The 25,811-nt window shown below is 62.5% G+C and carries 24 protein-coding genes and 2 tRNA genes; 7 read left to right on the forward strand and 19 right to left on the reverse strand.

Annotated features, from left to right (window positions below):
* Positions 1–2: 2 nt before the first annotated feature.
* Positions 3–1,376 (reverse strand): trigger factor, encoded by a 1,374-nt coding sequence (tig, locus tag AC1Q61_RS08535; RefSeq protein ID WP_007730958.1) that lies wholly within the window; start codon positions 1,374–1,376, stop codon positions 3–5.
* A gap of 132 nt (positions 1,377–1,508) precedes the next feature.
* Positions 1,509–1,582 (reverse strand) — tRNA-Pro (locus AC1Q61_RS08540).
* Positions 1,583–1,990: 408 nt separating this feature from the next.
* Between AC1Q61_RS08540 and AC1Q61_RS08545 the strand changes: the two genes are divergently transcribed.
* Together AC1Q61_RS08545 and AC1Q61_RS08550 are read left to right on the forward strand one after the other, a co-directional pair.
* Positions 1,991–2,064 (forward strand) — tRNA-Gly (locus AC1Q61_RS08545).
* Positions 2,065–2,256: 192 nt separating this feature from the next.
* Positions 2,257–3,033, forward strand: coding sequence for a hypothetical protein (locus AC1Q61_RS08550; RefSeq protein ID WP_051649670.1), 777 nt, complete (start codon positions 2,257–2,259; stop codon positions 3,031–3,033).
* Here the strand turns inward: AC1Q61_RS08550 and AC1Q61_RS08555 are convergent.
* Positions 3,030–3,827 carry an Fpg/Nei family DNA glycosylase gene (locus tag AC1Q61_RS08555; protein WP_042923837.1) on the reverse strand — a complete coding sequence of 266 codons (798 nt, stop codon included), beginning with the start codon at positions 3,825–3,827 and terminating at the stop codon, positions 3,030–3,032. The genes AC1Q61_RS08550 and AC1Q61_RS08555 overlap by 4 nt on opposite strands.
* 15 nt (positions 3,828–3,842) lie before the next feature.
* A complete protein-coding gene (locus AC1Q61_RS08560; protein ID WP_003944571.1) occupies positions 3,843–4,316 on the reverse strand; it encodes a ribose-5-phosphate isomerase in 474 nt (157 codons plus the stop codon).
* A gap of 100 nt (positions 4,317–4,416) precedes the next feature.
* On the opposite strand from AC1Q61_RS08560, the gene AC1Q61_RS08565 reads away from it, so the two are divergent.
* A complete protein-coding gene (locus AC1Q61_RS08565) occupies positions 4,417–5,295 on the forward strand; it encodes a M48 family metallopeptidase (protein WP_042923839.1) in 879 nt (292 codons plus the stop codon).
* Here the strand turns inward: AC1Q61_RS08565 and AC1Q61_RS08570 are convergent.
* On the reverse strand, positions 5,283–5,906 hold the full coding sequence (locus AC1Q61_RS08570; protein ID WP_042923843.1) for a mycothiol-dependent nitroreductase Rv2466c family protein: 624 nt from the start codon (positions 5,904–5,906) through the stop codon (positions 5,283–5,285). The genes AC1Q61_RS08565 and AC1Q61_RS08570 overlap by 13 nt on opposite strands.
* Positions 5,907–6,072: 166 nt before the next feature.
* On the opposite strand from AC1Q61_RS08570, the gene AC1Q61_RS08575 reads away from it, so the two are divergent.
* Both AC1Q61_RS08575 and pepN read left to right on the forward strand, forming a co-directional pair.
* Positions 6,073–7,308 carry an NAD(P)/FAD-dependent oxidoreductase gene (locus AC1Q61_RS08575; RefSeq protein ID WP_042923846.1) on the forward strand — a complete coding sequence of 412 codons (1,236 nt, stop codon included), beginning with the start codon at positions 6,073–6,075 and terminating at the stop codon, positions 7,306–7,308.
* Between the two features lie 65 nt (positions 7,309–7,373).
* Complete coding sequence (gene pepN, locus AC1Q61_RS08580; protein WP_211921242.1) at positions 7,374–9,953, forward strand: aminopeptidase N; 2,580 nt, start codon at positions 7,374–7,376, stop codon at positions 9,951–9,953.
* Between the two features lie 71 nt (positions 9,954–10,024).
* On the opposite strand, the gene AC1Q61_RS08585 is transcribed toward pepN, so the two are convergent.
* The 3 genes from AC1Q61_RS08585 to AC1Q61_RS08595 all read right to left on the reverse strand — a co-directional run bounded on the left by AC1Q61_RS08585 (position 10,025) and on the right by AC1Q61_RS08595 (position 11,571).
* On the reverse strand, positions 10,025–10,504 hold the full coding sequence (locus tag AC1Q61_RS08585; RefSeq protein WP_003944512.1) for a DUF5130 domain-containing protein: 480 nt from the start codon (positions 10,502–10,504) through the stop codon (positions 10,025–10,027).
* Positions 10,491–10,754 (reverse strand): aa3-type cytochrome oxidase subunit CtaJ, encoded by a 264-nt coding sequence (ctaJ, locus tag AC1Q61_RS08590; protein ID WP_007730943.1) that lies wholly within the window; start codon positions 10,752–10,754, stop codon positions 10,491–10,493. The genes AC1Q61_RS08585 and ctaJ overlap by 14 nt, the downstream gene beginning before the upstream one ends.
* Before the next feature lie 118 nt (positions 10,755–10,872).
* On the reverse strand, positions 10,873–11,571 hold the full coding sequence (locus tag AC1Q61_RS08595; RefSeq protein ID WP_003944465.1) for an HNH endonuclease: 699 nt from the start codon (positions 11,569–11,571) through the stop codon (positions 10,873–10,875).
* A 182-nt stretch (positions 11,572–11,753) separates the two neighbouring features.
* Between AC1Q61_RS08595 and AC1Q61_RS08600 the strand changes: the two genes are divergently transcribed.
* A complete protein-coding gene (locus tag AC1Q61_RS08600; RefSeq protein WP_003944464.1) occupies positions 11,754–12,161 on the forward strand; it encodes a globin in 408 nt (135 codons plus the stop codon).
* 4 nt (positions 12,162–12,165) lie between these two features.
* Here the strand turns inward: AC1Q61_RS08600 and AC1Q61_RS08605 are convergent, their stop codons facing one another.
* Entirely contained in the window at positions 12,166–12,594 is a 429-nt protein-coding gene (locus tag AC1Q61_RS08605) for a cupin domain-containing protein (protein WP_252194470.1), read from the reverse strand.
* A gap of 170 nt (positions 12,595–12,764) precedes the next feature.
* Here AC1Q61_RS08605 and AC1Q61_RS08610 point away from each other — a divergent pair, with 170 nt between their 5' ends.
* Entirely contained in the window at positions 12,765–14,363 is a 1,599-nt protein-coding gene (locus AC1Q61_RS08610) for a glycoside hydrolase family 13 protein (protein ID WP_030536650.1), read from the forward strand.
* Positions 14,364–14,391: 28 nt separating this feature from the next.
* Here AC1Q61_RS08610 and AC1Q61_RS08615 read toward each other — a convergent pair whose 3' ends face one another.
* The 10 genes from AC1Q61_RS08615 to AC1Q61_RS08660 all read right to left on the reverse strand — a co-directional run bounded on the left by AC1Q61_RS08615 (position 14,392) and on the right by AC1Q61_RS08660 (position 25,669).
* The gene (locus AC1Q61_RS08615) at positions 14,392–15,078 is read right to left on the reverse strand and encodes a DUF8010 domain-containing protein (RefSeq protein WP_007730934.1); all 687 of its coding nucleotides are present in this window, start codon (positions 15,076–15,078) and stop codon (positions 14,392–14,394) included.
* Positions 15,071–15,490 carry an acyl-CoA thioesterase gene (locus AC1Q61_RS08620; protein ID WP_492650882.1) on the reverse strand — a complete coding sequence of 140 codons (420 nt, stop codon included), beginning with the start codon at positions 15,488–15,490 and terminating at the stop codon, positions 15,071–15,073. The genes AC1Q61_RS08615 and AC1Q61_RS08620 overlap by 8 nt, the downstream gene beginning before the upstream one ends.
* Positions 15,487–20,334, reverse strand: a complete 4,848-nt coding sequence (locus AC1Q61_RS08625; RefSeq protein ID WP_215515983.1) for an NAD-glutamate dehydrogenase — start codon at positions 20,332–20,334, stop codon at positions 15,487–15,489. Before AC1Q61_RS08625 ends, AC1Q61_RS08620 begins: the two co-directional genes overlap by 4 nt.
* Positions 20,335–20,433: 99 nt before the next feature.
* Positions 20,434–20,853 (reverse strand): acyl-CoA thioesterase, encoded by a 420-nt coding sequence (locus tag AC1Q61_RS08630; protein ID WP_003944475.1) that lies wholly within the window; start codon positions 20,851–20,853, stop codon positions 20,434–20,436.
* Positions 20,854–20,857: 4 nt separating this feature from the next.
* Entirely contained in the window at positions 20,858–22,537 is a 1,680-nt protein-coding gene (gene ettA, locus AC1Q61_RS08635; RefSeq protein ID WP_007730925.1) for an energy-dependent translational throttle protein EttA, read from the reverse strand.
* Positions 22,538–22,703: 166 nt separating this feature from the next.
* Positions 22,704–23,882: an acyl-CoA dehydrogenase family protein gene (locus AC1Q61_RS08640; RefSeq protein ID WP_042923855.1), complete on the reverse strand. Its 1,179-nt coding sequence runs from the start codon at positions 23,880–23,882 to the stop codon at positions 22,704–22,706.
* 127 nt (positions 23,883–24,009) lie between these two features.
* Positions 24,010–24,249 carry a hypothetical protein gene (locus tag AC1Q61_RS08645; protein WP_007733370.1) on the reverse strand — a complete coding sequence of 80 codons (240 nt, stop codon included), beginning with the start codon at positions 24,247–24,249 and terminating at the stop codon, positions 24,010–24,012.
* Positions 24,246–24,449, reverse strand: a complete 204-nt coding sequence (locus AC1Q61_RS08650) for a hypothetical protein (protein ID WP_252194471.1) — start codon at positions 24,447–24,449, stop codon at positions 24,246–24,248. Before AC1Q61_RS08650 ends, AC1Q61_RS08645 begins: the two co-directional genes overlap by 4 nt.
* The gene (locus tag AC1Q61_RS08655; RefSeq protein ID WP_308251900.1) at positions 24,446–24,850 is read right to left on the reverse strand and encodes a TetR family transcriptional regulator; all 405 of its coding nucleotides are present in this window, start codon (positions 24,848–24,850) and stop codon (positions 24,446–24,448) included. The genes AC1Q61_RS08650 and AC1Q61_RS08655 overlap by 4 nt, the downstream gene beginning before the upstream one ends.
* Before the next feature lie 6 nt (positions 24,851–24,856).
* Positions 24,857–25,669 (reverse strand): IclR family transcriptional regulator, encoded by an 813-nt coding sequence (locus AC1Q61_RS08660; RefSeq protein ID WP_252194472.1) that lies wholly within the window; start codon positions 25,667–25,669, stop codon positions 24,857–24,859.
* Between the last annotated feature and the right edge of the window lie 142 nt (positions 25,670–25,811).

Raw genomic sequence — 25,811 nt, forward strand, 5'->3', positions numbered from 1 at the left:
TTTTACTTGTCTTCGCTCTCGGCGGAATCAGACTCGTCCGCTTCGGTTTCGGCCTCACTGCTGCCGAACAGCTCTGCGGTGTCGACAACTGCGCCGGAGGTGTCCTTGACACCGGCCGACTCGACGACGGACGCGAGAGCCTTGCCACGACGGACGTCTGCGAAGACGGCGCCGAGCTGGTTGGCCTGCTGGATCTGCTGGATGAACTGCTCAGGAGCCATGCCGTAACGCTGCGCCTGGAACAGGATGCGCTCGGTGAGCTCGTCCTGACCGACGGTGACGTTGCCCGCATCGGCAATCGAGTCGAGCAAGAGCTGCGTCTTGACGGAGCGCTCAGCGGCTTCCTGTGCATCCTTGTCGAACTCTTCGCGGCTGCTGCCCTGCTCTTCGAGGAGCTTGTTCAGTGCCTCTTCGTCGTGATCGAGACCGTGAACGGCGTCGTGCAGTGCAGCGTCGACCTCAGCCTTGACGACAGCCTCCGGCAACGGAACCTCGACGGTCTCGAGCAGCTGCTCGAGAACCTTGTCGCGGATCTGACCGGCCTGCTCGACCTTGCGGACGCGTGCGACGCGCTCACGGAGGTCAGCCTTCAGTTCTTCCAGGGTGTCGAACTCGCTGGCGAGCTGAGCGAACTCGTCGTCCTCAGCCGGAAGCTCGCGCTCCTTGACCGTCTGCACGGTCACGGTGACAACAGCTTCCTTGCCTGCGTACTCGCCGGCGACCAGCGTCGACGTGAAGTCCTTGGACTCCCCCGCCTTGAGGCCGATGATGGCTTCGTCGAGGCCCTCGATGAGCTGGCCCGAACCGACCTCGTGCGACAGTCCGCTCGCGGTTGCCTCGGCAACGTTCTCGCCGTCGACGGTGGCCGACAGATCGATGGAGACGAAGTCGCCGTCCTCGACTGCGCGGTCGACGCCGGTGAGGGTGCCGAAACGCTGACGCAGCGAAAGCAGCTGCTCTTCGATGGCTTCGTCGGTGATCTCGATCGGATCGACCTCGACGTTGATGGAGCTGAAGTCAGGGAGCTCGATCTCCGGGCGCACGTCGACCTCGGCGGTGAACTCGAGGAGCTCGCCGTCTTCGATCTTGGTGACCTCGATCTCGGGCTGGCCGATGGCCTTCACGCCGGCGCTGGTGACAGCCTCGGAGTAACGCGACGGCAGAGCGTCGTTGACGACCTGCTCGAGCACAGCGCCGCGACCGACACGCGCTTCGAGGAGGCGGGCCGGAGCCTTGCCGGGACGGAAGCCGGGGAGACGAATCTGCTGCGCGAGGGCCTTGTAGGCCTTGTCGAAATCAGACTTGAGTTCCGCGAAGGGCACCTCAACGTTGATACGGACTCGCGTCGGGCTGAGCTGCTCGACGGTGCTCTTCACGAAACTTCGCTCCTTCGTCTGGTCTTGCTCACAACTTGTGTTGAATCGGTACTGCTGTGTGTTCGGTACTGCTGTCTGGCGCGGCACTTCACTCCCGGACTTACTGGAGGTGAAGTGCCATGTACGTACTTGTCGGGATGACAGGATTTGAACCTGCGACCCTCCGCTCCCAAAGCGGATGCGCTACCAAGCTGCGCTACATCCCGTTTCCGATCACATGAAACACACGATACGGCCATCCGAGGCCGCTAAGACAGCGGGCCACAAAGGCAGCCACCATCGGTGACCGCGCACAACCCTATCGCGCTCACTACTCTCTCACGAACCCGACCGCCATTTGTACACGGCCCGGCTGTCGACCCCGTCAGTATGTCATCCGACGGCAGCCACATACGGGAGCCACATACAGCCTTGCCTCAACTGCCATTCAGAGCCGGAATCAGAAGTCGCGCCTGCGGCCGAGACACCCCGACTCGCCGAGCAATTCGCCAATTCCCCAGGTGAACGACGGTCTCGAACTTCTCCGACCCCCCGATTATGAAATCCGGTGGGGCATTGGGTACAGTTTCGTATCGCAGACGACGAACACGGCGATCCCGAGTTGTCGTATGCACGGGGATGTAGCTCAATGGTAGAGCCTCAGTCTTCCAAACTGATCACGCGGGTTCGATTCCCGTCATCCCCTCCATCAGGAGGGAAACTCCACAAAAGATCCGCATCGGCCCAGCCGGTGCGGATTTTTTGTATTCCGACTTTGTCCACTCAGACCACTCCCCTGCGGTACGTATCCTGGAGTTGTCCGGATCGATTCTGCTCGGGAGGCCACGTGACCACGATTCTTCTCATACTCGTCGTTCTGGCCGTAGTCGTATTCCTGGTCATGAAAAGCCAGCAACGCGGTTCCGGCCACAGCGCAACACAACTCGACGATGCGAAAGCCGATGCCCGGCAGTCGATCGAACGCCTCGGCGGTCAGGTCTACAACCTGACCGGCAGTGACGACGCGTCGCGCCAAGCCCTCGCCGACGCGGCCGAACGGTACAACGCCGCAGGCTCGCAGATCGATCAGGCCGCAACGCCGGTCCAAGCACGTCTCGCGAAACAGACTGCACTGGAAGGGCTTTACTACATCCGCGCGGCACGGGTGGCGATGGGCATGGATCCGGGACCGGAAGTTCCTTCCATCGACGGACAGAAGGCTGCCGGTTCGGTCACCGAAGACCGTGAGGTCGAATTCGAGGGCCGCAAGGTCGCCGCATCACCCAATCCGTCGTCGCACACACCCAACTACTACCCCGGTGGCCGAGTCGCCGGACGCCCGGTCCCGGCCGGCTGGTACTCCGAACCCTGGTGGAAGCCTGCACTCGTCGCCGGCGCCTGGGGTCTGGGTTCGATGATGCTGTTCTCGACCATGTTCTCCGGCATGGCCGGGGTTCCTTACGGCGCAGAGGCTTTCGCCCAGGGTGGCGATCCCGGCGCCGACACAGGCTCCGGTGACTCGGGAGATCAGGGTATGGACGCCGGTGATCCCGGCGCCGACCAAGGAAGTATCGACAACACGGACTACACCGCTGACGGCGGAAGCGACTGGTCTGGTGGCGACGGAGGCGGAATGGATTTCGGGGGCAGCGGGGACTTCGGCGGCTTCGACTTCTAAGCCGACTGACACACCGGGCACCAGAACAGGTTTCGTGCCTTCATGACGGAATGCAGGATCGGTGTGCCGCACACGCGGCACGGCGATCCTGCTCTTCTGTAGACATAGGTACGCGGACGATCCTTCGCGTACGCCGGATCTCCGTTGTCGTGCTCGGCGCGAACGACGTGCATCTTCCCCCGTCTGACGCCGACTTTCATCAATTCGACTAGGTCTGCCCACATGGCGGTCCACTCGCCGTGAGAGACGAGTTTCCCCGGTCGTTCAGGGTTGATTCCGTGACGAAAGAGAAGTTCGGCGCGATAGACGTTGCCGACACCCGCCAGGACCGCCTGGTCCATCAGCAGGGCGCCGATTGCCGTCTTGGACTTGGAGATTCGCAACCAGGCCTTCTCTGGATCCGCGTCGCGGCGCAGTGGGTCCGGCCCGAGTCTGGCCTCGATCGCGGCGACCTGAGGAGGTAGCAGGACTTCGCAGGCGGTGGGACCACGAAGGTCGGTGCCGAAGTCGGCACCGACCATTCGCATCCGGACCTGGCCTACCGGTTCTTCCATCGGCAGGGTGGCGTCGGTGAACTTTCCGTACAACCCGAGGTGTACGTGAACTGTCAGACCGTTGTCGTACGTGTGCCAGAGGTGCTTTCCCCAGGCATCCGAGGACGTGAGTACGTGTCCGTCCACCAGGCGCGCGTCCTCGGCGAATCTGCCTTGCGGACTGAGGACGCGGACCGGTGAACCGACGAACTTGTGGGCATGCAACCGTGCCAGCCGGTGCAGGGTATGACCTTCAGGCACGGAACAACTTTCGGATCAGGCTTGCGGCAGAGCCGGTGCGACGCCGGTCTTCTCGTACTCGGACAGGATGTCGATACGACGCTGGTGGCGCTCTTCACCCGACCATGCGGTGGCGAGGAAAGCGTCGACGATGGCAAGCGATTCCTCGAGGGAATGCATACGTCCGCCGATGCCGATCAGCTGAGCGTTGTTGTGCTCACGTGCCAGCTTCGCCGTTTCGACGCTCCAAGCGAGGGCGCACCGTGCGCCGGGAACCTTGTTCGCTGCGATCTGCTCGCCGTTGCCACTGCCACCCAGGACGATTCCCAGGCTGCCCTCGTCGGCGACGACGCGCTTTGCGGCTTCGATGCAGAAAGCCGGGTAGTCGTCCACGGCGTCGTACTCGTGAGCACCACAGTCGATGGCCTCGTGGCCGTTCGCTTTCAGGTGTTCGATGATCTCGTTCTTACGTTCGAATCCGGCATGGTCGGCACCCAGGTATACGCGCATGGCGACAATTCTCTCAGGCCCGACCAGCCGGGCGCACCCGGGTCGACGTCACACTTTCAGGAACACGCATCACCGCGCGAGCACACCTATCGTGGTGCCCATGTACCCCGTCAACGGCCAGGCCGCTGCACCCGCCGTTCGTGTGTCACCGGGCAGTGACGCCGTTCGCCACCCGTGGGAAATCCCGCTACTCGTGCTCGCGGTGCTGACGACGGTCGTCACTTATGTGGTGGCGATCGTTCTGATCGCTGCGGGTGATCTGTCGACGTGGATCCTCGTGGTGCTCGCGGCTCCGATCCTGCTGTTCCTCGCGCGAGGTCAGCTGTACGGATCGCAACAGGTCAACGGAATCAAGATGACGCCTTCACAGTTTCCGGAGGGGTATCAGCTGGTTGCCGAGGCTGCGGCACGGTTCGGCATGAAAACTCCGCCGGATGCCTACGTCGTGCTGGGGAACGGACGGATCAACGCGTTTGCGTCGGGGCACGGATTTCGCCGTTTCGTCGTCGTCTACAGCGACCTGTTCGAAGTCGGTGGGCAGGCACGCGAGCCCGATGCGCTCGCATTCATCATCGGCCACGAGGTCGGCCACATCGCTGCCGGGCATGCGTCGTACTGGCGCCAGTGGGGACAGTTCGCGTCGAACTACATTCCGGTGATCGGATCTTCGCTGTCGCGTTCCATGGAGTACACGGCGGACAACTTCGGCTTTCACATGCGCCCTCAGGGCGCACCGGGCGCGATGGGCGTCCTCGGCGCGGGAAAGTATCTGGTGGGTCTGGTCGGGTTCGACGAACTGGCCGATCGGGCGACACTCGAATCCGGGTTCTTCCCGTGGTTCGTCAACATCTTGTCGTCGCATCCGGTGCTGACCTGGCGTGCGGCTGCGCTTCGCAACCGCACGCACTCAGGGCATCTGTTCTTCCGGCCGGGTCAGCTCTACCGAAATCCGGCGCTCACTGCCGCTCAGTCGAACTGAGGATCCTCGTTGCGGGTCCGCTTGAGCTCGAAGAAATGGGGGTAGCCGGCCAGCGCGACTGCGCCGTCCCACACCTTGCCTGCGTCCTCGCCGCGCGGGATGCGTGAGAGCACGGGGCCGAAGAACGCCACACCGTTGACATGGATCGTCGGGGTTCCGACGTCGGGTCCGACGGCGTCCATGCCCTTGTGGTGGCTCTCGCGCAGAGCCTCGTCGTACTTGTCGGTGTCGGCGGCCTCGGCCAGTTCAGGTGGCAGGCCGACCTCGGCAAGGGACGACTTGATGACGTCGGCGAAGTCCTTGTTTCCCTCGTTGTGAATCTTCGTCCCCATCGCCGTGTACAGCGGCAAGAGGATATCGTCGCCCTTCAGCTGCGCTGCAGCGATGGCGACACGGACCGGGCCCCAGGCCTTGGCCATCATCTCCCGGTACTCGTCGGGAAGGTCACGGCCCTCGTTGAGAACCGCAAGGCTCATCACGTGGAACTTGGCCTCGATGTCGCGTACCTGCTGGGCCTCGAGAATCCAGCGTGAGGTGATCCAGCACCACGGGCAGAGCGGATCGAACCAGAAGTCAGCAGTGTCCGTGGTCTTGCTCGAGGTTGCGCTCACGAAGAAACTCCCTATCAGTTCATGTCGGTCAGGTCATATCAGTTCGGGGACATACTCCCGTTCTGCCAACAATCATGAACCCGCAATCCTTCCCGCGCTTTCCCCCGAACCACCTCCCGATCGCAGTAGTGTCGAAAAGAAACGAGTACGAAGGAGTGGTTCAGTAATGAGCACCAACCGGAGATTCGTGATCGTCGGCGGCGGGCTCGCGGGCGCAAAGATCGCAGAAGCCCTGCGTGACAGAGATTTCGACGGTGAGATCACCGTATTGAGTGAAGAAGACCACCTCCCGTACGAGCGTCCGCCGCTGTCGAAAGAGTTCTTCGCCGGCAAGAAGACACTCCCCGAATTCACCGTCCACGACGGCGAGTGGTTCCGCGACCATCATGTCGATCTTCGCCCGGGAACGACGGCAACGACCATCGACCCCGCTGCGCACACCGTGTCACTTCCGGACGGTTCCACGATCAGCTACGACAAGCTCGCCTTGGCCACCGGTTCGCGGTCGCGGCGCCTCGACATCCCGGGATCCGACGCCGAGGGTGTTCACTACGTGCGAACAGTCGATCAGGCCGCCGCGCTGCTGCGCACCCTGGCCGCCGACAAGAAGCTCGTCGTGGTCGGTGCCGGCTGGATCGGCCTCGAAATTGCCGCGTCGGCTCGCGGTTTCGACGTCGAGGTCACCGTGCTCGAACATGCCGGCCTTCCGCTCGAATCGACCCTCGGCCCGGAAATGGGTGAGGTCTTCGCCGCGCTGCACCGCCAGAACGGGGTGGACTTACGCACCGGCACGGACGTCACCGCAATCTCTGTCGACGGCGGTCACGCCTCGGGTGTCACTTTGAGTGATGGAACCGTGATTCCGGCCGACGCCGTGTTGATCGCTGTCGGCGCATTGCCGAACACCGAGTTGGCATCGGAGGCGGGTATCGACGTCGACAACGGGGTTCTCGTCGACGCCGGTCTGCAGAGCAGCGACCCCGACGTGGTCGCAGTGGGTGACATCGCGGCCGCACAGCATCCGATTCTGAATGCACGAATTCGGGTGGAGCACTGGGCAAACGCACTCAACCAACCCGAGACGGCCGCAGAGACCATGTTGGGACGGCCCGCCGAGTACGTCCGCATGCCGTATTTCTTCACCGATCAGTACGACCTCGGAATGGAATACGTAGGTCACGCACCGCACGGCGGCTACTCCCGTGTCGTCACTCGCGGCGACGTCGACAAGCGCGAGTTCCTGGCATTCTGGCTCGATTCCGCGAACAAGGTGCTCGCCGGCATGAACGTGAACATCTGGGATGCCGGTGACGCCATCAAGGAATTGGTCGCGTCTTCGCGTCCCGTCGATCCGGAGCGGTTGGCCGATCCGGAGATTCCGCTGGCAGAAGTGTCCGCTTGAGTGAAGTCGTTCTCTTCGTGATGGGATGGACGTAATAGATCCGCACCATCTACGAGGAGATCTTTGTGGTCGCACCGAACCTGACACGCGAAACCGCAGCGCAACGGTCAGCAATCCTGACCGTCGAGAACTACCTGATCGAACTCGATCTCACCGACGGCAAAGACGCACCCGGCGAGGAGACGTTCTCCTCGAAGACCACCGTCACGTTCACCGCCACGGCCGGAGCAAGCAGCTTCATCGACATCGTCGCGGCCAGAGTCCATTCCGCGGTCCTCAACGGCACCGCGCTCGACGTCTCCGGCTACGACGAGTCGACGGGCATCAGCCTGCCTGATCTCGCTGCCGACAACGAGTTGGTCATCGAGGCCGATTGCATCTACTCCCACACCGGCGAGGGACTGCACCGATTCGTCGACCCGACCGATGACTCCGTCTACCTCTATTCACAGTTCGAGACGGCCGACGCCAAGCGCATGTTCGCGTGCTTCGATCAGCCTGATCTCAAGGCCACGTTCGACGTCCGCGTCACCGCTCCCACGTCGTGGAAGGTCATCTCCAACTCCGCGGTCGTCGAGACCCTTGCCGCCGATCCCGGCAAGCACGTCTTCAGGACCACCCCGAAGATGAGCACGTACCTGGTGGCGCTCATCGCCGGTCCCTACGCGCAGTGGACCGACAACTACTCCGACGAGCACGGCGACATCCCGCTCGGAATCTTCTGCCGCGCTTCGCTGGCCGAGTTCATGGACGAGGAGCGACTGTTCACCGAGACCAAGCAGGGATTCGACTTCTATCACCGCAACTTCGGTGTTCCCTATGCTTTCGGCAAGTACGACCAGCTCTTCGTCCCCGAATTCAATGCCGGCGCGATGGAGAATGCCGGCGCCGTGACATTCCTCGAGGACTACGTCTTCCGCTCCAAGGTGACCCGCTACTCGTACGAACGTCGTGCCGAAACGGTCCTGCACGAAATGGCGCACATGTGGTTCGGCGACCTCGTCACGATGGCGTGGTGGGACGACCTGTGGCTCAACGAGTCGTTCGCGACCTTCGCTTCGGTCCTGTGCCAGACCGAGGCCACGGAGTACACGAACGCCTGGACGACGTTCGCCAACGTCGAGAAGTCGTGGGCGTACCGCCAGGACCAGTTGCCGTCGACGCACCCGATTGCCGCGGACATTCCGGACCTGGCCGCCGTCGAGGTGAACTTCGACGGCATCACGTACGCGAAGGGCGCCAGCGTCCTCAAGCAGTTGGTGGCATACGTCGGACTCGAGCCGTTCCTCGCCGGACTGCGTGAGTACTTCCGTGAGCACGCATTCGGAAACGCAACCTTCGACGATCTGCTGGGCTCACTCGAAAAGTCCTCGGGCCGTGACCTTTCCGACTGGGGTCGGCAGTGGCTCAAGACCACCGGTTTGAACATCCTGCGCCCCGACTTCGATGTCGACGCAGACGGAAAGTTCACCCGCTTCGCCGTCCTGCAGGACGGTGCTGCACCAGGCGCCGGGGAGCGTCGAATCCACCGGATCGCCATCGGAATCTACGACGACGTCGACGGCAAGTTGGTGCGAAGCCATCGCGTCGAACTCGACCTCGATGCCGCGGAAAGCACGGATGTCCCCGAACTTGTCGGCGTCGCCCGCGGTGCACTCGTGTTGGTCAACGACGACGATCTCACCTACGGCTCCGTGCGACTCGATCCCGAATCGTTGGCGACGGCGATCGAGCGGGTCGGCGACATCACCGACTCACTCCCCCGCACCCTGGTCTGGTCGGCGGCGTGGGAAATGACCCGTCAAGCCGAACTGAAGGCACGCGACTTCGTCGCGCTGGTCGAGCGCGGCATCAGTTCGGAGACCGAAGTCGGTGTGGTGCAACGTCTCTTGCTCCAAGCCCAAACCGCCATCGGCTCCTACGCAGATCCGGCCTGGGCCGAGGCCGAAGGCGCGGCGAGCTTCGCCAATCGGTTGCTCGAACTCGCACGTGAGGCAGAGGCCGGGTCCGACCACCAGCTGGCATTCGTCAACGCACTCACCGGCGCAGCACTCTCCCCGTGGCACACCGAGGTACTGCGCGAATTGCTCGACGCCGATCCCTCCACCGTTGGGCTCGACGGCCTGATCGTCGACACGGACCTGCGCTGGCGCATCGTCGGGGCACTCGCGGCCGCCGGTGAGATCGACGCCGAAGGAACCGCAACTCCATTCATCGACGCCGAAGCTCAGCGTGACCCGACCGCTGCGGGCGCTCGTCAAGCCGCGGCGGCCGCGGCCGGACGTCCGCAGGTCGCTGTCAAGGAAGAGGTCTGGGCAAAGGTCGTCGGCGACGACTCCGTGCCCAACATCACCGCGCGATCGATCATCGGCGGGTTCGCTCGCGAAGGCCAGGACGAATTGCTCGAGCCCTTCGTCTCCCGCTACTTCGCCGATATCGCGGCGGTGTGGGAACGACGCTCGAGCGAAGTGGCACAGACGGTCGTCATCGGGCTGTACCCGTCGTGGTCGATCTCGGACGAATCCGTAGCGGCAGCAGACCGGTTCCTCGAAGGCGACATCCCTCCCGCGTTGCGTCGCCTGGTCGTCGAAGGCCAGGCCGGCGTGGTTCGTTCACTCGCAGCACGAAAGTTCGACGCGAGCTGACATGCGAAAGGCCGGTGCCCGCGTCGATTCTCACGAATCGAAGCCGGCACCGGCCTGTGTCTGACAAACAGTTACGGCGCTGAAATTGCGGCTGCCATAACGCGGATGGCACTGATCAGTCCGTCGATCAGGTTGCCTTCACTGAAGGATGCAACAGCTGCCGTTGCTCCGAGCTGGGTAACACGATCGGTGACCCGATCGGCGATTGCCCGACCGCTGCGAACCTCGACGGTGCGCTGGTTGGGCGAAACGGCGATCAGGACGGAACGCTCGGCTTCGGGCGTGGTCGGGAACAATGCGTCGGCACCCGCTGCCGGATCAGAACCGAGATCACCGACGTACGCGTTGAACCGCACCTTGGTGGCCCGCGTCGCTTCGGTCATCGCGACGTCGAGCGCGACCAGATCCATGGTCTCGAACGGAAGATCGTCGGTGAACGGCTCGCCGATGCGATGCACACCGGATACGCGTCCACTGGACGTGACGACGCTGCCGACGGGCAGGTCCTCGGGCGCTACTGCGAGCGCGGTCGAATGATCACCACTTGCCACTTGCGGACCCTCCGATCAGATCAGCCGAACCGGCTTCGATTGCGTGTGCACTGCCGTGATGGCCACCGCGAACGGTGACCTCGTCGACAGCACTCCACAGCACGGGAGCGTGATCCCACGACTCACCGAGATGGAACGCCGGCGGAACCGGTCCCGGCGTCTTCTTCCCGAGGAAGGACGCAGCCGCGAAGAACGCGGTGATCAAGGCCGGAATCCCAACGTATATCAGTACTACCTCGAGAATGCTCACACCAGATAACGTAGCCCAGAACGCCAGGAAGGAAAGCGTCAGGGCCACAAATTCTCGGGCAATTTCGTTTCGGTGACGCTAGAACTCAATTCAGGCTGCGCCCACGCCGACACATTGCTCAGGCTGCGCCCACGCCGAGATACGGCATCCACGCCGGATGCAATTCCTTGGTCGCCGCGAGCAGACGCCAGTGAGGTCCGGACGGCGGGACCAATTCCGCACGGAGGGTCCATCCGAGTTCGCTGAGCATCTTGTCTGCCTTGCGGTGATTGCAGGGGGCACAGCACGCGACGCAGTTCTCCCACGAATGCCCGCCACCTCTGCTGCGAGGAACGACGTGGTCGATGGTTTCGGCTTTGGCTCCGCAGTACGCACATCGGAAGTGGTCACGATGCATCAGCGCGGCACGAGTCATGGGGATGCGGGCGCGATACGGAACGCGCACGTAGGTGCGCAATCGAATGACCGAGGGAACCTGCACCGACCAGTCCGCGGAATGGACTACCGGGCCCTGTTCGTCCTCGTGGACGGTATCGGCCTTGCCGCAGGCCATCAGTACGACCGCGCGCCTGGCAGGAAGGGCGGTCAGCGGTTCGTACGTGACGTTGAGCAGTAGCACCCGACGTTTCACCCACTCGGGGACTACGCGATCGGGAGGGAACATCTCGAGGTGAGAATGCTCGTCGGAAAAGAGTGGGTCGGCAGTGTGCGCGAACCCGTCAGGAACAACTTCCAGAACAGCCCCTAACGCGTGGTCGTTCCGCGCGCTAGTGGGCTGGAGTTGTCGGTGATTGCGTGCAGCATGTCGGTTCTTCATACGACCTCCGGGAGACTGCCCCCAAGTTGACCACGGATGATCGCGTTACGCACTCCCATTTCGAACAAAATTGCCAGGACGGCCGGTGAATTTCCGGTGAATGGGTACGCACTCCGACTCGATACAACCGTCGTCGACCCGGAAACCGACCACTACGGCCGTCAGGCACAATGGAACTTGCCATGAATGACGTACAGCACGACGTGCAGCAGACCTTCTACGACGCCGTCGGCGGAGCCGAGACGTTTCACAAGCTCACCGCGCGATTTTACGAAGAAGTCGCGAAGGACGAGGTTGTGCGCCCGCTCTACCCCGAGGCCGATCTCGGCCCGGCCGAGCGGCGGATGCGGATGTTCCTCGAGCAGTACTGGGGCGGACCGCACACGTACTCGGAGGAGCGTGGACACCCGCGTCTGCGGATGCGCCACAATCCATTCGTGATCGGCCCGATCGAGCGTGATGCGTGGCTGCGGTGCATGCACGTCGCCATCGCGTCCATCGACGAGAAGACTCTGAGCCCGGTGCACCGCAAGCAGTTGATCGACTACATGGAGATGGCTGCCGCGTCCATGGTGAACTCCGCTATCTGACCGTCTACCTAGCCTTCGGCCTGAACACGCGCGCGACCCGGCGGACTGCTCGTAAACCGAACGACACCGTGGGATGCAGGGGCGAACTCAAGATTGCATGCTTGCGCACGTACTCTTCGACCTCCCACTCCGACCAACTGCCCGCACGGAAGAGTGCGGCATCGCCGACACTCAGGGTTCGCTCGGCGATTCCGTCGGCCTGAACGGTGACCGACCCTTCGATGATGTGCACGATTTCGTCCGCGTGGAAGTACCAGCGGAAGCGCCCCTTCGTGCAATCCCAGACGTGTGTAGTCGTGGTCCCGTCTTTACTCGCCGACCATTGCGCCGACCGTGCAACCGGTGTGCCGAAGATTATCCAGTCGCGGTTGATCGGATCATCCTCGAGCAGTACATGATCCAAACTGACCGCTTCGATTGCCGACAAAGTCAAGGCCAAGCCCCCTTGGTTGAATTCCCGAATACTTCTCCCCCGGCAGTAACACCAAAGTTGCCACATGGTGTCACCGCGTGAATGCAAAGTACACCAAGGCTAGGTAAAGAGTCACGCTTTTGCCGTGTCCAAGTCGTGAGAGTGCCAGACGTTTGGCACTATGAACTGCTGTGAGCACCCCCGCGGATTCGTCCTCTGTAAGCCGGCCCGAAGCCCCGTGGTGGAACGAGGCGGTCTTCTATCAGATCTATCCGCGTTCCTTTGCCGATTCGGGCAGCGACGGTATCGGCGACCTCGGCGGAGTCGAGGAGAAACTCGGCTACCTCGAACTGCTCGGCATCGATGCAATCTGGTTGAGCCCGGTGATGAAGTCACCGATGGCAGACCACGGCTACGACGTCTCGGATCCTCGCGACATCGATCCCCTGTTCGGTGATCTGGCGACGATGGATTCACTGATCACGTCAGCCCACGAACGCGGAATCAAGGTCACCATGGACTTGGTCCCGAACCACACGAGTGATCAGCACGAGTGGTTCAAGGCAGCCCTGGCGTCGGCGCCCGGTTCTGCGGAGCGATCCCGTTACATCTTCCGAGACGGCAAAGGTGAAAACGGCAACGAACCGCCGAACAACTGGCCGAGCATCTTCGGCGGCCCGGCATGGACCCGCGTCACCGAAGCCGACGGAACACCCGGCCAGTGGTACCTGCACATCTTCGCCAAGGAACAGCCCGACCTGAACTGGGACAACCCCGAGGTCTTCGACGACCTCGCCAAGACTCTGCGGTTCTGGCTCGAGCGCGGAATCGACGGATTCCGCATCGACGTGGCCCACGGAATGGCCAAGCCCGACGGTTTGCCGGACCACGACTGGGAGCTCAACGAGCTCATGCGCAATTCCGACGACGACCCGCGGTTCAACAACCCGGCAGTTCACGAAATCCACCGCGGCATCCGCAAGGTCATGGACGAGTTCCCGGAGGCGATGACCGTCGGCGAGATCTGGGTGAAGGACAACCAGAAGTTCGGCGAATACATCCGGCCAGACGAACTGCATCTCGGATTCAACTTCCGACTTGCAGAAACCGAATTCTCCGCCGAGTCCGTCCGGGAGGCCGTGGAGAACTCTCTTGCGGCCGTCGCCGAGGTCGGGGGTGTGCCCACGTGGACGCTGTCGAATCACGACGTCGAACGTGAAGTCACGCGCTACGGCGGGGGTGAGATCGGAACCCAACGCGCACGGGCGATGATCCTCGTCGAACTGGCGCTTCCGGGCGCGAGCTTCATCTACAACGGAGCCGAACTCGGCCTGCCGAACGTCGACCTGCCCGACGAGGCACTACAGGACCCGGTCTGGGAACGATCCGGACATGCCGAGCGAGGACGCGACGGCTGCCGAGTGCCCCTTCCGTGGGAAGGAAGCGAACCCCCGTTCGGATTCACCACCGGTGCGAGCACCTGGTTGCCGATGCCACGCGAGTGGTCGACACTCACGGTGGAGGCGCAGATCGAGGACGTCGACTCGATGCTCTCGCTGTATCGCGCCGCCCTCGAACTTCGTAGCGCCAGGCCGGAGTTCTCCGGCGCCGACATCGATTGGTACGGCAGTCCCCCCGGCTGCCTCGCTTTCCGTCGACGCGGTGGTCTGATCTGTGCTCTCAACACCACGGAGGTGCCGATCGCACTGCCGAGCGGGCAGCTACTGTTGAGCAGCGCACCACTCGTCGACGGTCAACTACCCGTCAACGCTGCGGCGTGGCTGATCTGAGAGAACACCGCACCCGCCACCTGAACTCCTATCGTGCGACCATCAGCGGTATCGAACCACCGCGGTGACGGTAGATCGAACCGAACCGTGCATCGAGCCGCACCCAGGATTTGCTCGCCCGCACCCGAACCAGTTCCGAGGCGTCGATCTGCTCGAGGTCGATGTCGGCGGTCATCGCCTCGGACCCGGCGTGCGGAACGAATCCCATTGCGGTCAAGGCAAAAATAACCCGCATCGAGATCCCGACCGTGCCGGACGGACCACTGACCTCGAGCACGTCCTGATCGAGCAACGACGCCGGCGGACCGTGACTACTTCCATGCTCCAGTGCCAAGGCGTTGCCCCGCTGCGCCAGTTCGATCAGCACCCGGGCGGGTACGTCGTCCAGGTGCTCGAAGCCGTCCATCGGCGGCAACGCCCCACGCCACGCCGAATCCATGGCGAACCCCGGATCGATCAGCTCACTTGTCGCCTGCTCCACCGCCGAGAGCAACTGATCGCCGGCAGCCGAGGTGTCGTCAGGGTTGATGGTGCCCGCCACAGTGCGCGTAGCGAGAGCGTCGAAACCCGTTGACGCCCAAACGCTCAGGTGAGCATCTCCGCGTCGACGCATCCGGATGACCGTGGACTCGTCCAAACGCAAGGCATGACCGATGAAGCCGGCCAAGTTCTTTCGCTCGGCCTCCTCGGGCACGGTCAGTACACGTTCATGCACGTTGCCAGCTCTCCAAGTACTCGCGCTCGGGAACGCTGAGGCGACGCAAACGTTGAGTGTCGATATCGAAGGCCGCGATCTGAGTCGACGCCACGATGGACGGCGGGACACTGAGATGCGCACCGCGGGGGCGAACCTCGTACGCGATGGTGAAGTCCACCGCGCGCACCTTTTCCACCCACATGAAGACGTCGAGCGGCGAATCGTCGTGCCGCAGTTGACCGCGATAACGCACGTGGAGATCGGCAATCACGGCCCCGTCACGCAGGGTGACCGTCGGGCGCGAGTCTTCGAACAACCAAGGAATCCGCGCCTCTTCGAGCAACGTCACCATCCGTGCGTGGTTGATGTGCTGGAAGGCATCCATGTCGGACCACCGAACCACAACTTCGGCGTGGAATCCTTCGCTCAACGTCCTACCTCCGATCGGGTGCCCATGCTGCGCACCATGCTACGAACCTGACGCGCCGCCACCGAGAGCGTCGCGAGGTCAAGCGTCCCAGACTCGAAGATCTCGACGAGAGCTGCCCTCGCCCGGCTCAGACGCGAGGCGTTGGTCGACTCCCATTCGTCGATCTTCTCCTGCGGCGACTCCCCCGGCTCGCCGCCGGCCAGAACCTCCATCGTCAGCTGCCGAAGCGAACTGTAGAGGTCGTCTCGCAACGCGAGCCTCGCGAGCGAGTGCCATCGATCGCCGCGCTCGAGTCCCGAGACCGCGCTCAGCAACCAGTCGATTCCCAGATGCGCGTCCAAGGCGTAGTACAGCTCCGCAACTTCGGCGATGTCGTGATCTGCGATGTCGGCGATATCCGCGATGTCGAGCAGGCAGTAGACATCCAGCAGTCGGAACACGTCCAGCGCCAACGCTTCCGGAGCCCCGCGATCGATCACCGATTGAGCCCGCACCAGCAGATCGTCGAGTTGATGGCCCGCAAGCAGCCCCGGGACCAGAGGTGCCGTAGCCCGATACGCCGCCGAGTAACGCGCAACCTCGGCGCCGACGGCGATCGGCTGGGGCCGATTGGCCAGGAACCACCGCGACGCGCGGTCGAGCAAGCGGCACGACTCAACGATCAACTCGTTTTCGATCTCTGCACTGACGCCCGCCGAGCGGATTCGCGACCACACCTCGTCGAGCGCAAACACCTCTCGCACAGCGGCGTAGGCACGGATCGAGTCCGTACTGCTCGCTCCGGTCTCCTCGGCCAAGCGGTAGGCGTACGTGATTCCGCCGTTGTCGATCACTTCGTTCACGAGCATCGTCGCGACGATCTGCCGCCGCAACGGGTGTGCCTTGATCTCCGTTTCGAACCGATCGCGAACAGCGGTCGGGAAGTACTGCGGGATCTGCTGGGCGAAGAAATCGTTGTCCGGCAACTCGGTTGCGAGCAGATCGTCCTTGAGTGAAAGCTTCACGTGCGCCGTCAGCGTCGCCAATTCCGGCGACGTCAGACCCACACCGGCCTCGAGTCGACGCTCGATCTCCTTGTCGGTCGGCAACGCCTCGAGCTTGCGGTCAAGGCCACGTGCCTTGGTCAGATCCGTCAACTGGCGGCGGTGAACACCGAGCATCTGAGAAGCGGTCACGCGGGAGATTCCGAGCAGCGCGTTCTGAGCAATGTTGTCCGCCAACACCAGCGCCGCCACGTCGTCGGTCATCGACGCCAGCAACGGATTCCGTTCCTGCGTGGGCAGTAACTGCGAACGCACGAGCGAATCGAGAAGAATCTTGATGTTCACTTCGTGATCGGAGCAGTCGACGCCGGCCGAGTTGTCGATGGCGTCGGTGTTGATGTGACCGCCGCTGGCGCTGAACTCGATTCTTCCCAGAGCAGTGACGCCGAGGTTGCCGCCCTCCCCGATCACCTTGACCCGCAGATCTTGACCGTCGACACGCACGGCGTCGTTACTCTTGTCGCCAACCTGCGCATTGGTCTCGGTCGACGCTTTGACGTATGTACCGATTCCGCCGTTCCACAGCAGATCCACCGGTGCCGACAGAATCGCCTGCATCAATTCCGGCGGCGAGAGCTTCGTGACCCCCTCGGCCAGACCCAGTGCGATCCGGACGCTTTCGGCGATCGGAACCGACTTGACCGTGCGGTCCCAGACGCCGCCACCTTCACTGATCAGGCTCTTGTCATAGTCGGCCCATGACGACCGTGGCAACTCGAAAAGTCGTTGACGTTCGACGAACGAGCTCGCTGCATCCGGGTTCGGATCGAGGAAGATGTGTCGATGATCGAACGCGCCCACCAGACGGATGTGCCGACTGAGGAGCATTCCGTTGCCGAACACGTCTCCGCTCATGTCGCCGACGCCTACCGTCGTGAAATCCTCGGTCTGCGTGTCAACCCCGAGTTCGCGGAAGTGCCGCTTGACGCTTTCCCAGGCGCCGCGAGCGGTGATACCCATGCCCTTGTGGTCGTATCCCACGGAGCCACCGGAGGCAAACGCGTCGCCGAGCCAGAAGTCGTACTTGGCGGCAACCGAATTGGCGAGATCCGAGAACGTCGCCGTGCCCTTGTCCGCGGCGACCACCAGGTAGCGATCCTGATCGTCCTTGCGCACCACTCGATCCGGCGTCACAACTTCGCCGGTAGCCGCGTGCACGTTGTCGGTGATGTCGAGCAATCCGGAGATGAACGTGGTGTAGCAGGCCTTGCCGGTTTCCAGCGTCACCATTCGATCAACGGCCGGATCACCCGTCGGCAGAGGCGGATTCTTCACGACGAAGCCGCCCTTGGCGCCGACCGGCACGATCACCGCGTTCTTGACGGCCTGAGCCTTCACCAAGCCGAGCACCTCGGTGCGGAAATCCTCGCGCCGGTCGGACCAGCGGAGCCCGCCGCGCGCGACTGCGCCGAATCGCAGGTGGACGCCTTCGACCTCGGGTGAGTACACGTAGATCTCGAAAGCCGGCCGCGGCTTGGGCAACTCGCTGATCCGTGAGGGATCGAGCTTGACCGACAGGTAGTCGCGAGAGCGGCCATCGGCGTCGACGACGTAGAAATTGGTACGCAAGGTCGCCTTCACCAAGGAGAACATTCCACGCAGAATGCGATCGGCATCCAAGCTGAGTACCTCGTCGATGGACGCACGCAACTGCTCGTCCAATTCGGCGACGCGAATGTCGTCCTGCTTCTCGGGGTCGAACATCGCCTCGAACAACTGCACCAATGCAAACGCGGTCTGCGGGTGTGTAAGCGCGATTCCTTCGATGTGGAACTGACTGTATGGAAATGTGGCCTGGCGCAGATACTTTGCGTAAGCACGCAGCACCACGGCTTGCCGCCAGGACATTCCGGCCCGCAGCACCAACTCGTTGAATCGGTCAGCTTCTGCCCGGCCGAACCAGACTGCACCGAATGCAGCCGTGAATCGCTTCTGGACCTCGGTCAGCGGGGCGGTACTGGTCTCGAGCGGCACCTGCGCATCGAGGTCGATCTCGACCGACGCCCGAAGATCCGCCGGTACCGACAATCCGAAATCGTAGATCCAGCACTGAACGCCGTCGAGTCGCTGCACGACGTGCGGCCGCTCGTCGAGAACTTCGACGCCGAGTGACTGCAGCACCGGTAGCACCTGGCTCAACGAGATACCGTCGCCGCCGACGAAGAGCGTGAAGCGCCAGGCACCGGGCGCGGAGTCCACAGCACGATAGAGCAGTACGTCGATCGCGCCTGGCGCCAACGCCTCGAGTCGGGCGATGTCGGCCAACGCGCGTGACGGTTCGAAGTCCTCCTTGTATCCATCGGGAAGCACCCGCGAATACCGCTGCACCAGTTCCGGATCCACACCCGGACTTTCACGAACAAGGTCGTTGATGCGGTCGTCCCAGCTACGACTGACTTCGGTCAACAGAGCCTGAACTCGCTCGCGGTTGGCCTCGGAGACATCCAGATGAACCGGCTCACTGTCCGGATCGCGCCGGATCGTCACGTGCAACAGCGCAAGATCGTTCTCGGTAACCCGGGCGGTGTAATCGACTGTGCCTGGTCCGAATTCGCGCCACAGCAGGTTTTGCATCGCCAGTCGCACCCGCGTCGTGTACCGGTCGCGGGGTAGGTACACCAAGCAGGACACGAAGCGTCCGAACGTGTCCTCGCGGACAAAGAGTCGCACCTGTCGACGCAGCCCGATGCTGTGCACGGCGTGGACGGTCTCGAACAAGGTCTCGGCGTCGCTCGAGAACAACTCGGTGCGTGGGAACGACTGGATGACCTCGAGCATCGCCTGACCGGAGTACGAATGCAGGTCGACACCGGCACGCGCGATGACTTCGCGAACGCGGCGCTCGATCAGAGGAATCGCGAGGACGTTCTCGTGGAGTGCGACCACGGTGAACACACCCAGGAATCTGTGCTCCCCCACGATGTTTCCCTCGTCGTCGAGGATCGAGACACCCACGAAGTACGGGTAGACAGCGCGGTGCACCGTGGCGGGGAACGATCCCTGCGTCAGGACCAGAAGCGGTCGATCCGGGAGATCTGCGACGGGAGGCAAACTCATCGGGCCTTCGGTGACCGCGTCGGAGCGCAGCACGCCGAGCCCGCTGCCGGCGACCGTGCGTGAACCGTCCTTCGTACCCTCGAATCGCCGGTATCCGAGCACGGCATAGTTTCCGTCCGCCATCCACCGCAGCAGCCGAGCGGTATCGGAGAATTCTTCGGGGGTGATCCTCCCGGAGGCAGTTTCTGCGGCACTCTCCAACTCGTCGGCAACGCGCAGTTGCAATGCCTTCATGTCCGGGGTGTCACCAACCACCTGGCGGACGTCCGCGAGCACCTTGCCGAGGTGTGCTTCGATCGCGTCGAGAGCGGAATCCTCGACTTCGGAGTCCAACTGGACGTGCATCCAGGATTCTTGGATACCGCTGTCGCCCAAGGACATCAGATTGCCCGAGTCATCGCGTTCAACCGTCAGGATCGGATGGGCGAATTGACTGATTCCCACACCTTGTCGGTTGAGCATCGCGGTAACGGACTCGACGAGCAACGACATGTCGTCGGTGACGATCTGGACGGCAGCGCCGAGACCCTCGGATCCTGACGGGCGGTACACACGCCATACGGCCGTGCCCGGGGTCCGCTGCCTCCCGAGCGCAAGATGCGCGAGCAGGACTCGATCCGATCGACCGTTGATGACGTCATCGCTGTCACCCTCGTCGATATGCGTGAAAAAGGCCTCGCGAAGACGCGTCAACAACGTCGCTTCGTCGAAGCCTGTGCCCTGCTGCCGTACACGGTCTGTCATTCCTGGCTCACATCCTTGTGGGTTCTGATCGCCGCGACCAATCTCTGACTCGAGACTAGCCGCGGCAACCAGTACCTAGGGTGAACTGAGAAACGAAATCTACGATGTCGTCATCTGAACAAGCGATGCTTCGAGCACCGCGCGTTCGCTGTCCGCCAGCGGTCTGGACTTTTCGGACACCGTGTCGAATCCGACCATCAACGCGTCGCCGAAAGCGCATTCGACACCCGCGTTGTCACGGATGACGTGCCGAACCGTGAACGAGGAAGTCCCGACGTGAGTCGTGAAGATCTCCACATTCAAGGGACCGGACCGATCGGTGACCGGCTTGAGGAACTCGACGGTCATCTTTCGAACCACGAGGTATCCCGGCCGGCCGCCGAGCGGCGCCAGTTTCGCTTCCAGAAACTGGATGCGCGCTTCCTGCATGTACTCGACGTAACGCGTGTTGTTGACGTGACCCAACCGGTCGGAATCGCCCCACCGGACCTGGATCTGCGCTGTGTATACGTCGGACACCGGATCAGTCCCTGGTGAGCTTGCGGTGAGTCACGCGGTGCGGGCGTGCGGCGTCGGGGCCGAGTCGCTCGACCTTGTTCGCCTCGTAGCCCTCGAAGTTGCCCTCGTACCAGTACCAAGCTGCCTCGTTGTCGCCGAAGCCACCTTCCCACGCGAGGATGTGGGTACAGGTCCGGTCCAGGAACCAGCGATCGTGCGAGATCACGACGGCGCAGCCGGGGAACTCTTCGAGAGCGTTCTCCAGCGAGCCGAGGGTTTCGACGTCGAGGTCGTTGGTGGGCTCATCGAGCAGGATCAGGTTGCCGCCCTGCTTGAGCGTCATCGCCAGGTTCAGGCGGTTGCGCTCACCACCGGAGAGGACGCCGGCCGGCTTCTGCTGATCGTGGCCCTTGAAACCGAACGAGCTGATGTACGCGCGCGAGGGGAACTCGGTCTGGCCGACGACGATGAAATCGAGCCCGTCCGACACGGTCTCCCAGACCGTCTTCTTGGGGTCGATTCCGGAACGGTTCTGGTCGACGTAGCTCAGCTTGACCGTCTGACCGATCTTGACCTCACCGGCGTCAGGCTCCTCGAGACCGACGATGGTCTTGAACAGCGTCGTCTTACCGACGCCGTTGGGGCCGATGACGCCGACAATTCCGTTGCGCGGCAACGTGAACGAGAGATCCTTGATCAGAACGCGACCGTCGAAGCCCTTGTCGAGGTTCGAGACCTCCACGACCACGTCACCCAGGCGCGGCGGTGCCGGGATCTGGATCTCGTCGAAGTCGAGCTTGCGCGTCTTCTCGGCTTCGTTCGCCATTTCCTCGTAGCGATCGAGACGAGCCTTGTTCTTGGCCTGGCGGGCCTTGGCGCCGGAACGAACCCATGCGAGCTCGTCCTTGAGGCGCTTCTGCAGCTTCTGATCCTTCTTGCCGGCAACTTCGAGGCGTGCAGCCTTCTGCTCCAGGTAGGTGGAGTAGTTGCCCTCGTACGGGTACAGGCGTCCGCGGTCGACTTCACAGATCCACTGCGCGACGTGATCGAGGAAGTAGCGATCGTGAGTCACGGCGAGGATTGCGCCGGGGTAAGCAGCGAGATGCTGCTCGAGCCACAGGACAGATTCGGCGTCGAGGTGGTTGGTGGGCTCATCGAGGAGCAGGAGGTCGGGCTTGCTCAGCAGCAGCTTGCAGAGCGCAACGCGTCGCTTCTCACCACCGGAGAGGTGGGTGACCATCTCTTCCGGCGGGGGGCAGCGCAGGGCGTCCATAGCCTGCTCGAGCTGCGAGTCGATCTCCCACGCATCTGCGTGATCGAGCTTCTCCTGCAGCTCGCCCATCTCTTCCATGAGCTCGTCGGAGTAATCCGTAGCCATCAGCTCGGCGATCTCGTTGTACCGCTTGAGCTGGACCATCGTCTCTCCGAGACCGTCCTCGACGTTCTCGCGAACAGTCTTGGTCTCGTCGAGCTCCGGCTCCTGCATGAGGATGCCGACGGTCGCGCCCGGAGCCAGGAATGCCTCGCCGTTGCCCGGCTGGTCCAGTCCGGCCATGATCTTGAGGATGCTGGATTTACCAGCGCCGTTCGGTCCGACGACACCGATCTTCGCGCCGGGGTAAAAGCTCATCGTGACGTCATCGAGGATGACCTTGTCACCGTGCGCCTTGCGCACCTTCTTCATCGTGTAAATGAACTCAGCCATGACCGCCAGCCTATCGGTGTTTGCCCTATAACCCACATTGCGCGTTGGCCGTCACTCCGATGCGGGTTCTGCGGACAGTCCGAGGTCATCGACCAGATTCACCGACATGCTCATCGACCCCCACGAAAACCGCGATGGGGACACCTCCGGGTGTCCCCAGGACGGCTCAGATCATTGCCCTGTGGATGCCCTTCGGCTCGCCACCGAGCTGCGAGAGCGTCGACGCATGGAAAATGGAACCGGGTACATGGATCGCGTGCGCCAAACCGGCATGCGCATCACGCCAGAACCGCTGCATCGGCGTGCTCAACTGCAAAGCCCCACCACCGGAACGAGCAAAGATCTCGTCCACCGCCCGCACCGCCCGCCACGCCGCAGCAGTCTGCGTACGCCGACCGATCGCACGAAGCTCGAACGAAACTTCCTGCCCCTTCTCCGTCATGTCCCAAAAACGATCCACCGTCTCCAAGATCGCAGCCCGAGAAGCAGCGATCTCGGCCGCCGCCTCACCGATCGCGAACAGCACGTACGGATCTTCCTTGATCGGAACACCACTGACCGTCACACGCTCACGCTGCGCCGCCATGTTGCACGCCAACGCACCTTCGGCGATACCGATCAACGACGAAGTGATCCCCAACGGGAAAATGCACGAGAACGGGAACTTGTACAACGTCTCCGTACGACCCGCTTCCTTCCACGCCGTCCCGTCGAAAACCTTTCCGGCGTCGATCGTGCGGTAAGTCGGCAAGAACGCATCCTTGACGATCAGATCCTTCGACCCCGTACCGCGCAGACCCACGACATTCCAGCTGTCCTGGTCGATGTCGTAATCCGAACGCGGCAACAACACGTGCAGAATCTTCGGCGGCATCAACGGCTTACCGGACTCGTCACCGACCATCGCACCGATCATGATCCAGTCACAATGATCGGTACCGGACGAGAACGACCAACGACCGTTGAGGATGTACCCACCCTCGACCGGCCTCGCCACACCCATCGGCGCATACGGCGACGCCATCCACGTATCAGGATCGGTTCCCCACACCTCTTCCTGAGCCTTGCGGTCGAAGAACGCAAGCTCCCACGGATGCACACCGACGATGCCGCTGACCCAGCCCGTGGCACCATCCATCGCACCGATAGCCATTGCCGTCTCGGCGAATTCACGCGGATGCGCCTCGAGGCCTCCGAACTCCTTCGGCTGCAACATCCGGATGACGCCGGCGTCGCGCAAACGCTTCGCGCTGCCGTCCGTCAAGCGCATCAGCTTGTCGCCCTCGACCCCGTCGGCGCGGATCTCGTCGGCGAACTGTGAGATGTTGTCCAGAACCTGACCCATGATCTTCCGCCTCCATTGATAGCCCGCCAACCTTCAATAAAGTAGAACACGTTCTAGAAAAATGCGGAAGTAGAACGGCCAGTTCGTTCAGCGCCGATCAATACGAATGCGACAAGGCCAGTGGCGTTCAGGTCGACACGTGCCCCAGTCCCGCGGTCAGAATGCGAATACACCTCATCGCAACTTCCGCAGGCGAGCCGTCGCCATACGCCGGGGAGTCCCCGTCAACCCACGCGACAACGGCCATCCGCTGGGCCGTGTTCGCCGCAATTGCAAGCAAACGCACTTCCAGTGGGTCTGCGCCGGGTCCCATCAAATCACGCAGTACGAGCACCAATGCAGTCTCGGTGTCGTTGACCAAGCTCACCACGCGTTCCGAAGCGCCGGATCGCCAGGAACAATCCTTCGAAGTCGGCGAATCAACGCAATCGCATCGGGTGTTGCAGCAGGTGAATTCAGTGCGACGCGGGCGGCGGATGCCAGCACCTGAACAACAGGCGTACCCGGCGAACTGGACGCGATATACCCGAGCCATTCGTCGATCCCGTTGGCGAGTATCGGCCTCACCGCATCTTCCTTCGTCCGAAGTATCGATAGAACGTGCGAAGTCCGATTCCAGCTGCGCGTGCAATGCCCTCGGCAGTCACCGGATTCTCGCCGCGAAGGACAAAAAGCTCTGCAGCACAACGTGATATCTCCAACTTTGCCTGCTCCTTCCGCCGTTGGGTGAGCGACGGGGAGTTAGACACTGAACCATGCTCATGCCAGTATCGCACGGTGCGCCACCGTGCTTCGGAGTTGAACAGGAAGAACCCTGGCATCGGCTGCGGAAGCCATGAACCGTCCACTTCGCATTCGATCAGTTCCGCCACCGACTGGACATCGAGACGCCAGGCCAGCCTCGTCTCACCCCCATCGCCATTTGACGCGATTCGAGGCGGCAGCGCAGGACCAAGTCTACGGATCATCGACGTTCACGAACGCATACGCCTGGGTCCCGCCGACGGCAACGCTCGCAGTTCACGCATGGTGCGTTGAACATCGAAATGTGTCGCAGTTTGGCCAACCGCCCCCCAAATCGATGACGCTACAAGGCGGACAGGTACCGCACTTCGGTAGTCGAGTTTGAGCATCGCGGACGGACCGGAAACAGCAACGGCAGCAATCGCGTTTCCTTGCGGCCCAACCGGTGCAGCAACGCAATTGAGGCCGGGACTCAACAGCCCCGCGCCGTACGCTACGCCGGTATCACGTATTCGACTGAGTTCCTGCCTTAGAGTCATCGGCGCTTCAGCGCCCACAGGGGAGCCTCCGAACGCAAGGAGCGCACGTCCAAGAGCCGACCTGTCGGCCGAAGAACGTTCGCCGACACGAGTAGGAACTACACCGGACAGCATTCCGCCGATCTTGTCGAGGTAAACGACATCCGGCGCGTCCAGCACTCCGAACTGCACTACCAGTCCGGTCACTCGATGCAACTCGCGGAGGAAGGGCAAAGCGACCGAATACAATCGATCCTGTTGTATTGCAAGGCTTCCCAGCTCCATCAATCTGATTCCAAGGCAGTAATCAGTGCCATCCCGCCGGAGCCACTTCTTGGCGACGAGCTGCTCGAGCATGCGATGCACCGACGAACGAGGCAAGCCGGTAATTCGCGAAACTTGACTGAGAGTGAGCTGTCCGGACACTTCGAAAGCATCCATGACCGACGCCAGTCGATCCAGGAACCCGCCGGGGTCGTAGCGTCTGCACGAGCGGAAGCTTGCATGCGAATTCCTTGAAGTCATTCCCACAATTTATGGTGCATGTGGGGCACGTGGAGCCGAAAAGCGCTACCGGGCTTACTGGTTACGGCCCGCTGCAACAGCACCGCGACACCAGGCCGTCCGTCACCGTCGGATGTTCGAACGATCTCAGTGTGACAAATTG

The organism is Rhodococcus sp. MPR-R1B (genome assembly GCF_058793255.1).